At 54.9% G+C, this 13,501-nt stretch carries 11 protein-coding genes and 1 pseudogene; 9 read left to right on the top strand and 3 right to left on the bottom strand.

Annotated features, from left to right (window positions below; translation table 11 throughout):
• The first annotated feature begins 164 nt into the window (after positions 1-164).
• The 6 genes and pseudogenes from RW092_RS19890 to RW092_RS23935 all read left to right on the top strand — a co-directional run.
• Complete coding sequence (locus RW092_RS19890) at positions 165-290, top strand: hypothetical protein (protein WP_316011068.1); 126 nt, start codon at positions 165-167, stop codon at positions 288-290.
• 235 nt (positions 291-525) lie between these two features.
• Positions 526-2,013 (top strand): L-arabinose isomerase, encoded by a 1,488-nt coding sequence (gene araA / locus RW092_RS19885; RefSeq protein WP_316011067.1) that lies wholly within the window; start codon positions 526-528, stop codon positions 2,011-2,013.
• A gap of 152 nt (positions 2,014-2,165) precedes the next feature.
• Positions 2,166-3,266, top strand: a complete 1,101-nt coding sequence (locus tag RW092_RS19880; RefSeq protein WP_009224225.1) for a GntR family transcriptional regulator — start codon at positions 2,166-2,168, stop codon at positions 3,264-3,266.
• Between the two features lie 165 nt (positions 3,267-3,431).
• Positions 3,432-4,127 carry an L-ribulose-5-phosphate 4-epimerase gene (gene araD / locus RW092_RS19875; protein ID WP_311202276.1) on the top strand — a complete coding sequence of 232 codons (696 nt, stop codon included), beginning with the start codon at positions 3,432-3,434 and terminating at the stop codon, positions 4,125-4,127.
• Between the two features lie 22 nt (positions 4,128-4,149).
• Complete coding sequence (locus RW092_RS19870) at positions 4,150-5,826, top strand: ribulokinase (protein WP_316011066.1); 1,677 nt, start codon at positions 4,150-4,152, stop codon at positions 5,824-5,826.
• A gap of 252 nt (positions 5,827-6,078) precedes the next feature.
• Positions 6,079-6,588 (top strand): annotated as a pseudogene (locus RW092_RS23935) (iron-containing alcohol dehydrogenase); the annotation flags it as partial.
• Positions 6,589-7,482: 894 nt separating this feature from the next.
• Here the strand turns inward: RW092_RS23935 and RW092_RS19860 are convergent.
• Complete coding sequence (locus RW092_RS19860; RefSeq protein WP_316011064.1) at positions 7,483-7,656, bottom strand: hypothetical protein; 174 nt, start codon at positions 7,654-7,656, stop codon at positions 7,483-7,485.
• A 252-nt stretch (positions 7,657-7,908) separates the two neighbouring features.
• Positions 7,909-8,778, bottom strand: coding sequence for a LysR family transcriptional regulator (locus RW092_RS19855; RefSeq protein ID WP_016311345.1), 870 nt, complete (start codon positions 8,776-8,778; stop codon positions 7,909-7,911).
• 134 nt (positions 8,779-8,912) lie between these two features.
• Here RW092_RS19855 and RW092_RS19850 point away from each other — a divergent pair, with 134 nt between their 5' ends.
• Together RW092_RS19850 and RW092_RS19845 are read left to right on the top strand one after the other, a co-directional pair.
• A complete protein-coding gene (locus tag RW092_RS19850) occupies positions 8,913-9,824 on the top strand; it encodes a DMT family transporter (protein WP_316011063.1) in 912 nt (303 codons plus the stop codon).
• Complete coding sequence (locus tag RW092_RS19845; protein ID WP_316011062.1) at positions 9,821-10,558, top strand: SDR family NAD(P)-dependent oxidoreductase; 738 nt, start codon at positions 9,821-9,823, stop codon at positions 10,556-10,558. Before RW092_RS19850 ends, RW092_RS19845 begins: the two co-directional genes overlap by 4 nt.
• Positions 10,559-10,636: 78 nt before the next feature.
• On the opposite strand, the gene RW092_RS19840 is transcribed toward RW092_RS19845, so the two are convergent.
• Positions 10,637-11,554 carry an ArsR/SmtB family transcription factor gene (locus tag RW092_RS19840; RefSeq protein ID WP_016311348.1) on the bottom strand — a complete coding sequence of 306 codons (918 nt, stop codon included), beginning with the start codon at positions 11,552-11,554 and terminating at the stop codon, positions 10,637-10,639.
• Positions 11,555-11,931: 377 nt separating this feature from the next.
• Here RW092_RS19840 and arfA point away from each other — a divergent pair, with 377 nt between their 5' ends.
• Positions 11,932-13,452, top strand: a complete 1,521-nt coding sequence (gene arfA / locus RW092_RS19835) for an arabinosylfuranosidase ArfA (RefSeq protein ID WP_316011061.1) — start codon at positions 11,932-11,934, stop codon at positions 13,450-13,452.
• Positions 13,453-13,501 lie beyond the last annotated feature (49 nt).

Genomic DNA, 13,501 nt, shown 5'->3' with positions numbered 1-13,501 from the left:
TTTACAAACAATTTTTCTGTAATTTCTCATGTCAGGTTTGGTGCAAGGCTAGTGGTAGACTGCATAGTATCAGCTCTCCTTTGCTATGTAGCTCTGAAATGGTTTGGTTTATACTACACTATCCATTTTAACCTACGAGATGTAGCAATTTGGAGGGCTGTCTTTTGTTTACGTTCATCTTAGCTAGCACTGCAGGGGTGGTGCTGGAAGCGCTGGATGGTGACGGAACCGGATGGAGATGGCGTCGCAGCATGGTGATGGATAGTGTTGGCGATGATCGATGGAACTGAATAGAACTGAATGGAACTGAATGGAGCTGGATGGAACCGAATGGTGCTAATGCCGCCGGGGCTCGTGCTGCCAAAAACTCATTTTAATTTCGGGAACCCTATTGTCATTTGAAGTCACGGGAAGTACAATGAGGGTAATTCAACTTGTACGTACAATTAGTGTTAAAGTGTCGAAATTAATCATATGGTATGTACAAGTTAGTGAGCAATCATTTACCTAAGGAGGCGCTTTGACATGAAATTGAAACCGCATTCATTTTGGTTTGTAACTGGCAGCCAGCATTTATACGGCCCTGAAACACTGGAGGAGGTAGCTGATCACTCCCGTATTATCGCAGAACAACTGGACAAAGACCCGGCGATTGGGTTCCCGGTGGTGTTTAAACCGATCGTCACGACGCCGGACGAGATCTATAAGCTGATTCTGGCCGCCAATGGCGACGAGACTTGTGCGGGGATTATCACTTGGATGCACACGTTCTCGCCAGCTAAAATGTGGATCGCCGGCTTGTCCCAACTGCAAAAACCGCTGCTGCACTTCCATACGCAGTTTAACCGCGATATTCCGTGGGAAACGATCGATATGGACTTCATGAACCTGAACCAATCAGCCCACGGTGACCGCGAGTATGGGCATATCGGTACCCGGCTTGGGATCAACCGCAAAATCGTGGTCGGGCATTGGGAGGACGAGGAAGTCCGTGCGTCGCTGGCGGGCTGGATGCGGACGGCGGTCGCTTATGCTGAGAGCCGGCAGCTGAAGGTAGCGCGCTTTGGCGATAACATGCGCGAAGTGGCGGTGACCGAAGGTGACAAGGTCGAAGCGCAAATCAAATTCGGTTGGTCGGTGAACGGGTATGGCGTTGGCGATCTGGTGCAGGTGCTAAACGAAGTTACCGATGCGGAAGCCGAAGCGCTGCTGAAAGAGTATGCCGAGCAGTACACCATTACGCAAGCCGGTTTAAGCAGCGGGCCGATTCGCGACTCCATCGCATATCAGGCGAAGCTTGAAATCGCCATGAAACGGTTCCTGGAGCAAGGCGGCTTTGGCGCGTTTACGACGACGTTTGAGGATCTGCACGGGCTCAAGCAGCTCCCGGGTCTGGCCGTGCAGCGGCTGATGGAAGCCGGCTACGGCTTTGGCGGCGAAGGCGACTGGAAAACCGCGGCTCTGACTCGTGTGCTCAAAGTGCTGGCAAACAACAAAAGCACCTCGTTTATGGAGGATTACACGTATCATTTTGAGCCGGGCAATCACATGATTCTGGGTGCGCACATGCTGGAGGTGTGCCCGACGATTGCGGCGACGAAGCCGACGATTGAAGTGCACCCGCTGGGCATCGGGGGTAAGGCCGATCCGGCGCGGATGGTGTTCGACGGCCAGGCGGGTCCGGCGGTTAACGCTTCGCTTGTTGATCTGGGCCATCGCTTCCGGTTGCTGGTCAACGTGGTGGACGGCGTGAAGGTGGAGAAGCCGATGCCGAAGCTGCCGGTGGCCCGCGTATTGTGGAAGCCGCAGCCTTCGCTGCGCGAATCGGCGGAAGCGTGGATTTTGGCCGGCGGGGCGCATCATACGGTGCTGTCTTACGCGATTACGGCCGAGAACCTGTCCGACTGGGCGGAAATGGCCGGCATTGAAGCGGTGATCATCGACAAGGATACCTCGGTACCGCGCTTCAAGAACGAGCTGCGCTGGAGCGATGCGGCTTACCGGTTGCGCTAATCGCAGTGGCAGTTACGCGAGTCGCAGCTGCGTGACGTGAATCAGGCTTGCTTTTGGATAAGGTGTGGAAACAGCCCTCTGCGTTCGCCCGGCCTATGTTACAATAACGGGTAGTAAAGAGAACGGTGGCATTGGTGAAGGGTGGACGAAACATGAACGACCGGAAAATTCCGAAATATATGCAGCTGAAAAACGAATTATTGTCTTGGCTCGAGCAAGGAAAGCTTCAGCCCGGAAAACAGGTTCCGTCGGAGAACGAGATTGCCGAGCAGTTTGGCTTAAGCCGGCAGACGGTTCGGCAGACGTTTGGCGAACTGGAGAAAGAAGGCTGGCTGGAGCGCATCCAGGGCAAAGGCACGTTTGTCCGGCATCCCGGACGGCGGGAGGGCGAAGCGGTGAAGACGATCGGCATTATGACGACGTATATTTCCGATTATATTTTTCCTCATATCGTTCGAGGAGCGGAGGCGGAGCTGCGCCAGCATGGGTATCGGCTGCTGCTGTCCAGCACGGACAACACGAAGGAGAAGGAAAGGGATAGCCTGCAGCTCATGACGAGCCAACCGCTCAGCGGACTGATCATCGAGCCGACGAAGAGCGCGGAGGGGAACCCGAATTTGGGGTATTTTTTGGAGTTACAGGAGAAGGGGATTCCGTATTTGATGATCAACGCGAGATACCCCGAGCTCGAATGTCCGTGCCTGAAGGTGAACGACGAGGCGGGAGGCCGGAAAGCGGCGCTGTACTTGCTGGAAAAAGGGCACCGGCAGATCGCCGGATTTTTCAAAAGGGATGACCTGCAGGGCGTCAACCGGCTGAAGGGGTTCCTGTCGGCCCATCGGGACTTTGGGATTGCGGTGTCGCCGCAGCATGTGGTGACGTTTACGACGGAGCAAAAAGGCGACTATATCTATCAAAAAGCGCTGGAGCTGCTGCAAAAATCGGAGGATCGGCGGCCAACGGCATGGGTGTGCTACAACGACGAGTTAGCGGTGCGGCTGATGGACGCTGCTGCCGCGTGCGGCTTACGGATTCCGGAGGATTTGTCCGTCATCGGCTTTGACGATTCCAGCCTGGCGGCGGCCTCGGGCACGAAGCTGACGACGCTGACCCACCCCAAAACGGCGATGGGCGAGCTTGCCGCCCGCCAGCTGATCGGGATGATCGAGCGGGGGGAAACGCCGGGCGATACGGTGTTTGAACCGGAGCTGATTGAACGGGATTCGGTGCTGGAACGAACGGTTTTGAAATAAACTGGAACAAGAGAACGAACGGGAACTAGACAACTTGGCGGTGTCACCGTCCTGCTGAAGTTTGGCGGGGCGGTGCCGCTTCGGTTGAAACAGGTGCTTGGTAACTTGTACGTACCTTTTGTTATGTTGGATGACATGGGATAAGGAAAGGGGACGAAGCTTGCGATGTTGGAAGCCTTAAAACAGCAGGTATGGGAAGCCAATTTGGAGCTTCCGAAGTATGGACTGGTCACGTTTACGTGGGGAAACGTCAGCGGGATCGACCGGGAAAGCGGATTGTTTGTCATTAAACCCAGCGGCGTGCCGTATGAGGGATTAAAGCCGGAGCATATGGTCGTGGTCGACCTGGACGGCAACGTGGTGGAAGGGAATCTGCGCCCGTCCTCCGATACGCCAACGCACCGGGTGTTATATCGCGAATTTCCTGACATCGGCGGGGTTGTGCATACGCATTCGCCGTGGGGAACCAGCTGGGCCCAGGCAGGGCGGGCGTTACCGGCGTATGGAACGACGCATGCGGATTATTTTTACGGTGAGATCCCGGTAACGCGGCCGATGACACGAGCCGAAATTGAAGGCGCTTACGAGTTGGAAACAGGCCATGTGATCGTAGAGCGGTTTAAAGAGCTGGGGCTGGATCCGAACCAGGTGCCGGGAGTGCTTGTGCATTCGCACGCGCCGTTTGTCTGGGGCAAGGATGCGCATCATGCGGTCCATAATGCCGTTGTGCTGGAAGAGGTGGCGAAGATCGCCGCCCGGATGGAGCAGATCAATCCGAATACGCCGGCGATGGATCAGGCGCTGTTGGACCGGCATTTTTTGCGGAAGCATGGAGCCAATGCCTATTACGGGCAGAAATAATGGGATGCAGGGAGGGGGTACGATGAGCAAGGGGAAAAAATACACGATTGGCATCGACTACGGCACGCAGTCCGGCCGCGCCGTGCTGGTGGATTTGTCGGACGGCCGCGAGGTTGCCGACCATGTGACGCCATATCCGCACCATGTCATTGATGAGCGGTTGCCCGGATCTGGGATTAAGCTGGAGCATGATTGGGCTTTGCAGTATCCCGGCGATTATCTGGAGGTGCTGCGGCGCTCGGTGCCTGCGGTGCTCCAGGAATCGGGAATCGATCCGGCGGATGTGATCGGGATTGGCATTGATTTTACCGCCTGCACGATGCTGCCGGTGGATGCGCAAGGCCAGCCGCTGAGCTTCGATCCGGCGCTGGCCGATAACCCGCATAGCTGGGTGAAGCTGTGGAAGCACCATGCGGCTCAGCCGGAGGCAGATAAGATCAACGCGATTGCGGCGGAGCGGGGAGAAGCGTTTTTGGCGCGGTGCGGGGGGAAGATCTCGTCCGAATGGATGATTGCGAAGGTATGGCAAATCCTCGACGAAGCACCGGAGATCTACGAGAAAGCGGATCTATTTCTGGAAGCGACCGACTGGGTCATCGCGCAAATGACCGGCAACATTGTCCGCAACAGCTGTACGGCGGGCTACAAAGCGATTTGGCATAAGCAGGACGGGTATCCGAGTAAGGAGTATTTTAAAGCGCTGGATCCTCGGCTGGAGGATCTGACGGATACAAAACTGCGCGGCGACGTGATTCCGCTGGGGACGAATGCAGGCGGACTGCTGCCGGAGATGGCCGAGATGATGGGCCTGACGCCAGGCATCGCCGTGGCGGTGGGCAACGTGGACGCGCATGCAGCCGTGCCAGCTGTCGGTGTTGTCTCGCCGGGCAAGCTGGTTATGGCGATGGGGACCTCGATTTGCCACATGCTGCTGGGGACGGAAGAAAAGCAGGTTGAAGGCATGTGCGGCGTGGTCGAGGACGGAATCATTCCGGGCTTGTACGGCTATGAAGCCGGGCAGTCGGCTGTGGGGGATATTTTTGAATGGTATGTTGAAGAAGCGTTGCCGGCGTACGTGAAGGAGGCGGCGGAGAAGGAAGGATTGACTGTGCACCAATGGTTGGAGCGGGAAGCCGCTGCGTATCAACCGGGGCAAACGGGCCTGCTCGCGCTCGATTGGTGGAACGGCAACCGGTCTGTGCTGGTGGATACGGATTTGACCGGGATGATCCTGGGGATGACGCTGCTGACCAAACCGCAGGAGATTTATCGGGCATTGCTCGAGGCAACGGCTTTTGGCACGCGCAAAATTATCGACGCGTTTGTTCAAAACGGCGTGCAAGTTGACGCGTTGTATGCCTGCGGCGGATTGCCGCAGAAAAACCGCCTGCTGATGCAGATCTATGCGGATGTGACGAACCGTGAGATTTTTGTGGCAGATTCCAAGCAGACGCCGGCCCTCGGCGCGGCGATGTTCGCAGCAGTAGCTGCAGGCGCGGAAGCGGGCGGCTACGATTCGATCCTAGATGCCGCCGAGAAAATGGCCCGCGTCAAAGAGGAAACGTTCAAGCCGATCCCGGCACACGTGGAAGTGTACGAGAAGCTGTATCAGGAATACAGCCAGCTGCACGACTACTTCGGCCGCGGCGAAAACGACGTGATGAAGCGGCTGAAGCGAATCAAGCAAGCGGCGGAGTAAGAGTGGGAGTAAGCGGGGCGAAGGAGTGGCTGGCCTGTCAAGGACTGTGCGCCTCGCCCACCTGTTGTTTATGCAGAAGGTAAAGGATCGAATACCCTCTTGCCCTAAGTCCATGGGCGCCGATTCGAGCTGGAATGGGGTGTCATGGGGTGTCGCGAGGAAAGGGATAGGGCAATTTTTTCGCTTTACGGGGAAATGCGGCAAATCGTAGGGTCCTGAAGAGGTTTTCAGAAAATTGCAGGAAGTTGATGGATGGTCAAGGGAGGGAATTCCATGCTGCAAGACAGAACGTTGGAGCAGTTGAAGGTGATTGAACTCGACCGCGGGGTCATCCGAAAGGTTGCTCCTTACTTGCTAGAACAAGGTTATCGCCAAATCCTGCTGGTAGCGGATGATCACACGTATGCGGCGGCGGGAGAGCAGTTGATGGGGTTGCTGGAAGCGGCGGGCGTGAAGACGCGCGTTGTTCTCATTCAACCGGATGCGCAAGGCGATGTAGTTGCTGACGAGATTGCGCTCGTTCAGCTGTTGCTGGAGATCCGCCCTGACGAGACGGGTGCGCTTCTGGCGGTGGGTTCCGGGACGATCCACGACATCGTCCGGTTTGCCGCCCACAAAACCGGCAAGCCGTTTGTGTCAGTGCCGACCGCGCCGTCCGTGGACGGCTTCACCTCGGCGGGCGCGCCGCTGATTGTGCGAGGGGTCAAAAAGACGGTGCCGGCGGTGCCGCCGGTGGCGATTTTCGCTGACCTCGACATCCTGATGGCGGCCCCGCAGCGGTTGGTGGCTGCGGGCTTTGGCGATATGCTCGGGAAATACACGAGCCTGTTCGATTGGAAGTTCTCCCACCTGACAGCGGGGGAACCTTATGACGAACAGGCGGCGGCGATTACCGAGCGCGCGCTGTGCAGCTGCGTGTCGCACGCCGAAGCCATTGGCGCGCGCACGGAAGAAGGGATCCGCGCCTTGATGACGGCGCTGATCGAATCGGGCATCGCCATGCTGCTGTTCGGGCAGTCGCACCCGGCCTCCGGCGCAGAGCACCATCTCTCCCATTATTGGGAGATGGAGTATTTGCGCCAGGGCCGTCGGGCGCTGCTGCACGGTGCCAAAGTTGGCGTTGCCTGTGCGGAAATCGCCCGCGTGTACCACGCCGCGGGCGAAGGGACGCTCCCGGGCGCCGAGCCTGCGGCGCTCCGGGAGCACCGGGAGCAGGTCCGCGCCTGGCTGCGGGACCTGCCCGGCGAAGCCGAGCTCCGCGGCCTGCTGCGCCAGGCCGGCGGGCCGTCCACCCTCGCCGAGCTGGGCGTCGGCGAGGAGCTGTTCGCGCGCAGCCTGCGCGAAGCCCATCGCGTGCGCGACCGCCGCACGCTGCTGCGGGCGCTCAACGAGGCGGAGCAGGCCTAGCGCGCGAACCTGCCCGCGGCCGCGCCGGGCGCACGGCCGCACCAAACGAGCCGGCTGGACTCCACATTCACGGAGTCCAGCCGGCTCGTCCTGCGAATAGCGGTAATTCATTCCGCTATTCGGCCAAATCCCAAATTTTTGGCGTAAATAACGCCAAAAATTTCCCTTATCTGGCGCGGATCCCCCTAAAAACGGGGGGAATCCGCGCCACCTCCCCCAAATAAGGCCCTAAAATGGCCTTATTTTTCATCAAATCCGCGGCAAAGGCAAAATAAGGCCATTTTTTACCGCTATTTTGCCGCGCCTCTTGCGCCGCACCGCCTCATGATTTTGCCGTGCCTCATACGCCGCTCCTTCCGCCGCACGCTTCTTCCGCATGCCTCTTCCGCATGCCTCTTCCGCCGCATGTTTCTTCCACCGCATGCCTCTTGCACAGCGCCACCTCTTGCGCAACACCGCCCTTGCACCGCACTGCCCTAGCGCAGCACCGTCCCTAGCACGGCACCGCGTCGAGCGCAGCACCTCACCGTCATCGTACCCTCACTCGTCGCAGGTAGCTTCTACCGTCACCATTACTCTGTTGCGCAACCTTTCCCGTACATTCATCATCCCTTGCAACTGTCATCCCCTCCACAGAGAGCTATGGCGGCGGCAGGAGCAGGCACCGCTCCTCACTTACGAAACCATCCTTTCCTGCTCTCCCAGCAACTCGATTAACGCGCGGAGTGCACTGGTGGGTTGGGCGGTTTTGCGGTAAATAATCTCGGTTTTCAAGTAGCGCATCGATTCGGGAACTTCGTGAATCCGCATGGCGCCTTCCTGCGCCTTCTGCTCGGCGACCATCCGCGGCAACAGCGAGATGCCAAGTCCGGCGGAGACGCCGCCAAGAATGGCTTCCAGCGTGCCGAACTCCATCGTGGCGACGTTGGTTTGACCGTGGGTCTTCTTCATCTCCTCGAGCTGTTCGCGGAAGGTGCAGCCGCGGTTGTACACCAAGCTAGGCTTCAACAGGGCCTCGTCCAAGCTCTCAATGCCCGGTGGAGAAATAACCACCACTTCCTCGTCAAAGACGGGAAGGCGAGTGAGATCCTCATGATTAAATCGGAAGCTGCCAAAAGCGACATCCAACTCATATTGCAGCACTCTCTCCATCAGGCGATCGGACATATCTGTCAGCAGGGTTAACTCCACCTTCGGATACTTTTCATAATACTGGCTGAGCAGTTTAGGCATCCGCACTGCCGCCGTCGTTTGCGTCGAGCCGATCAGCAACGGACCGGTCGGCTCGCCGGAGAAGGAGAGCGCCGACGCTGCTTCGTCCAGCAAACCGATAATTTTGTCTGCATAATCCAACAGCATCTTGCCGCTGGAGGTTAAGGTCATCCCCCGGTTGTGCCGGTAAAACAAATCAGTCCCCAGCTCCGTCTCCAACTGCTTGATGCGAGCCGTCACATTGGACTGCACATAGCCAAGCCGGGCGGCAGCTTTTGTGATGGAGCCGTCCCGAGCAACGGCTTGAAATATCCGCAATTCCGCGCTATCCATATGGAATGCCTCCCTTTTGGCCCGTTGTCATCACTAAAAATGATATCAGATATCTTTATCAATCATTATACATAATCACCAACCTCCGATACAATACAAATCATGAAAGTGACACCTAAGGAGGAAACGACAACGTGAATATATTCAAATATACCGGTCTGCTGTTGCTGACCACTTTCTTGATGGGGACGGCGTATCCGGCTGCCAAACTGGGAATGATGCATACCACCCCGCTCATGCTGATGGGGATCCGATTCTTATTGGCCGGGGGATTGCTCGCCTTACTCAGCGCCAACAAACCTCAACCTAAGGGTGCGAAGTCTTGGCTGCAGCTTTTGCTGCTCGGGTTGTTCCAATCGGTTGGGGTGATGGGGTTCACCGCTTACAGCATGCGCTGGATTACCTCTGGCGAGTCCGCTATCATCTCAAGCACGAGCCCGTTGATGCTGATCCTTTGGGGAGCTCTGATGGGAACTGCCTATCGCGTAAGGCAATGGGTTGGCGTGGTGATTGGCTTTGCTGGTGTGGTTATCACCTTTGGCATGAACCTGAGCATTAACCCTGGCACGGTATTTGCATTGGCGGGAGCCGTCAGCTTCACGGTGGCCACGTTGATCATTAACCGCATCGGTCCGGCGTTTGACAAAAGAGTGCTGGCCGCCTATCAAATGCTGCTCGGCGGCGTGATGCTGTTAATCTTCAGCTTTGCAGGGGAGCATCCCAGCTTTGAATTGAACCTGTCGTCCGCGTCCGTGGTCATCTGGCTCGTGATCTTTTGTTCCATTATTCAATTTACGATCTGGTTTTATTTGCTCAGCCACAGCGATCCAGGCAAAACCAGTTCATTCCTGTTCCTTGTGCCGATCTTTAGCGTCATTTGCAGTTGGCTGCTGTTTGGTGAGCAGATCGCTTGGTACGTTTATGTTGGCGGGGCTTTGACTTGTGTAGGGGTGTTCCTGGTGAATTGGCAGGGAAGCAGTAATAGCCAGTCGGCTGAAAAAAATAAATCGAGTGTACTTCGCTTACAGGAGGAGATGGAAGCATGAGTTACCATAACAAAGTTGTGCTAATTACCGGGGGCGCTACGGGGATCGGCCGGGCGACGGCAACGCTGCTGGCTGAACGCGGGGCAATGGTTGCCGTCAATTACTCCCGTTCAGAGGCGGAGGCCCAAGAGACCGTGCAAACCATTCAGCAATTTGGCGGCCGGGCGATTGCGATTCGCGCCGACGTTTCAAACAACGAGGAGGTCATCTCTATGGTTGACCAAATCGTCCAGCAATTTGGGACGATCGATTATCTGGTCAATAACGCCAGCATCACCCGGTATATTGCAATGGGCGATCTGGATGCAATTACGGAAGATGCCTGGGACGATCTGTTTGCGGTAAATGTAAAAGGGATGTTTTATTGTGCGCGAGCGGCAGCTCCGTATTTAAAGCAGGGTAAAGGGGCAATCGTTAACGTGGGCAGTATTGCAGGGATTTCGGGCAAAGGCTCCTCGGTCCCCTATGCGGTATCCAAAGCAGCGGTGCACGGTTTGACCAAATCGCTGGCTCACGCATTGGCGCCGGATGTGCGGGTGACCAGTGTAGCTCCTGGAGCAGTCAGCACACGTTGGTGGGCTGGACGGGAGGAGCAGATGCGGTCGCTGACTTCCCAGCTGCCATTGGACCGGATTGCTTCGCCGGAGGAGATTGCCGCACTGATCGCGTCGATTCTGGAACAACCTTCGATGACGGGACAAATCCTTACCATCGACAACGGGCAAACGATGTAAGAACCTATTCCTTATGCTAAAAATAAATCAGCCTTCAGGACCTAACGGTAACCTGGAGGCTGATTTTTTTGATTGTTGTTATTGCTCTTTCACATCATACAGCACCCGAGCCAGCAGGTCCTGGCTGTAATTGCCGAAGTTCTTGCCGTAGATGGTCAGTCCGCGCTTGTTGATCGGCTTGTCGGTGACGGCGATGCGGAACGTCAGCTCGCTTTTGTAATCCAGTTGAATCTGTTCCAACGTAACGTCGGAAATGCGGCAGCCGTCGATAAAGCTGCCCTCATTGTTAATGCGGATCAGCTTCAGCATTCCATATTGGTTCAAGTGCGGCGGCCACCAATCCGGATTAAACGTGCCGCGTGCATCACCGAAGTCCCCCGGACTCGTCCAGAAACCGATTTCGACGCCGTTCAAGTAAAAATAGATGTCCGACGGGTAGTTATCGCAATACCCGGGCGCCTCGGAACCCAGCTCCATCGAAAATTGAATTTCCCGGAACGTTTGATTGGGCTTCAAGTAATTCGGGATGCGGTATTCCAGGAAGCCCTCGGACAACCAAATAATCTCCGAGTCGATTCGCTGTGGATCGGCGAAGTAACGCGGATCGTCAAAATCACCGATAATGCTGTGCTTCGTAGCCAAACCGCAGGTAGGGACCGCATGATAATTGCTATAATGGCCCACCTGAATTTCCACTTCGTATAAATTGTCGACATCCTTGCTCCGCAGGTCGACCATCAACTTGTCTTTGTTCAGATAACATATCTTCTGGATGCCATGCTTGCCAACGGAAGTATTAATCTCAATCAGGCCGCTTTCCTCCAGCTTCTTGATGTGCATCGTTATCGCTCCGTTGCTTAAGCCCAGCTTGGTGGCGAGGTCATTGAGGTTTAAAGCCTGATTTTTGGCCAGCAGTTCGAGGATTTGAATTCTGATCTCCGAGCTTAATGCTTTGAAAATGTCGATCCCGCTCATCAAATCCTTAATATAGATCATCGGATAATCGAACCTTCTTCCAATAATTAATGGGTAGTTTTATTTTAGATAATTATAAACTAACTTGGTCGCATAATAAAGCATCAAATCAAAAAATGAAGATCCGATTCGAAAAATAGATTAAATTTGCAGTAAATGAGTAATTAATTTTAAGTTTATTTAAACTAAATTTCAAAATCACATTGTAATTTCAGGCAATTTTTCAGCATTTTCACGGTGTTTAGGACCATTCATTCAATTAATTTTATATAAATATAAAATGTTTTATGTAAATATATTTACAACCCTAATCTCATATGTTATTTTATACCTGTAAACGGATTCATTCAAGGATATTCGAAATAATTTAATATTTACTAAAATGGAAGGTGGTCAACATGTCATCAACAGCACTGCGAGCAACGATGGTCATCGACAAAGCCTTTAAAATTGCGGAAGTAGATCGGCGCATTTACGGCTCCTTTATTGAACATTTGGGCCGAGCTGTCTACGGGGGGATCTATGAGCCTTCGCATCCGGAGGCGGATTCACATGGATTCCGTAACGACGTCAAGGAGCTGGTGAAGCAGCTGAACGTCCCGATCATCCGATATCCCGGCGGGAACTTTGTTTCCGGGTATAACTGGGAGGATGGGGTTGGTCCGGTTGAATCGAGGCCCAAACGCTTGGAACTGGCCTGGAGGACGATTGAACCGAATTGGGTAGGCACAAACGAGTTTGCTGGATGGGCCAAAGAGGTTGGTGCCGAAGTCATGATGGCGGTGAATTTGGGGACCCGCGGCGTTGATGCGGCCCGCAACCTGCTGGAATACTGCAACCATCCGGGGGGCAGCTATTGGAGCGATTTGCGCCGAAGCCACGGTTATGAGCAGCCCCATAAGTTCCGAACCTGGTGCCTGGGTAACGAAATGGACGGTCCATGGCAAATCGGACAAAAGACACCTCAGGAATACGGACGGCTCGCCTATGAGACCGCGAAGGCGATGCGACAGGTTGATCCTGATATCGAACTGGTATCGTGCGGCAGCTCCAGCTCGTCGATGCCAACGTTCCCGGAATGGGAAGCGGTGACATTGGAGCATACCTACGAAGTGGCCGATTATATTTCCCTGCATCAATACTATGGCAACCGGGACAACGATACGGCGAATTTCCTCGCCCGTTCGATGGATATGGACCACTTCATTCGTACGGTGATTTCCACCTGCGATTATGTTAAGGCGAAGAAACGCAGCAAAAAAACGATGTACCTCAGCTTCGACGAATGGAACGTTTGGTACCATTCCAACGATGCCGATGCCAAGCTGGAGCCCTGGGGAATTGCGCCGCCGCAACTGGAAGACGTTTATAACTTCGAGGACGCTTTGCTGGTCGGAAGCATGCTGATTACGTTCCTGCGCCACGCCGACCGAGTGAAGATGGCTTGCATGGCCCAGTTGGTGAACGTAATCGCTCCGATCATGACGGAGAATGGCGGACGTTCCTGGAAGCAAACGATTTATTATCCTTACATGCATGCTTCGCTTTTTGGACGGGGCGTATCGCTGCAGCCGGTAGTTAACTCCCCGGTGTACGACGCGAAGGATTATACCGATGTTCCTTATTTGGACAGTGCGATTGTATATAACGAAGCGGACGAGACGTTGACGATTTTTGCGGTCAACCGTCATTTGGAGGAAGCGCTTGAGCTGGATTGCGATATTCGCGGGTTCGAAGGCTACTGTGTGATCGAGCATCTGGTGCTGGAACATGACGACCTCAAAGCTGTAAATACAGCGGACCAGGAAAATGTTAAACCTCACACCGGAGGTAATGCGGTCTGCGAGGACGGTTATGTAAAAGCTCGTTTAGCTAAAGCCTCCTGGAACGTGATTCGCTTGGGTCAAGCGAGATCTTAAAGAACCAAACGCTTCTGAGAAGCAACGGCTTCATTCACCCTTGAGACGA

The organism is Paenibacillus sp. 3LSP (genome assembly GCF_032465655.1).
Taxonomy (GTDB): domain Bacteria; phylum Bacillota; class Bacilli; order Paenibacillales; family Paenibacillaceae; genus Fontibacillus; species Fontibacillus barengoltzii.
This window is presented reverse-complemented; position numbering and strand designations above follow the sequence as displayed.

Coding starts and splice junctions, on each gene's coding strand:
- RW092_RS19870 (WP_316011066.1), top strand. CDS start 4,150: ATGAGCAAGGGGAAAAAATACACGATTGGCATCGACTACGGCACGCAG.
- RW092_RS19840 (WP_016311348.1), bottom strand. CDS start 11,554: ATGATCTATATTAAGGATTTGATGAGCGGGATCGACATTTTCAAAGCA.
- araD (WP_311202276.1), top strand. CDS start 3,432: ATGTTGGAAGCCTTAAAACAGCAGGTATGGGAAGCCAATTTGGAGCTT.
- RW092_RS19845 (WP_316011062.1), top strand. CDS start 9,821: ATGAGTTACCATAACAAAGTTGTGCTAATTACCGGGGGCGCTACGGGG.
- RW092_RS19855 (WP_016311345.1), bottom strand. CDS start 8,778: ATGGATAGCGCGGAATTGCGGATATTTCAAGCCGTTGCTCGGGACGGC.
- RW092_RS19860 (WP_316011064.1), bottom strand. CDS start 7,656: ATGCGGTGGAAGAAACATGCGGCGGAAGAGGCATGCGGAAGAGGCATG.
- arfA (WP_316011061.1), top strand. CDS start 11,932: ATGTCATCAACAGCACTGCGAGCAACGATGGTCATCGACAAAGCCTTT.
- RW092_RS19880 (WP_009224225.1), top strand. CDS start 2,166: ATGAACGACCGGAAAATTCCGAAATATATGCAGCTGAAAAACGAATTA.
- araA (WP_316011067.1), top strand. CDS start 526: ATGAAATTGAAACCGCATTCATTTTGGTTTGTAACTGGCAGCCAGCAT.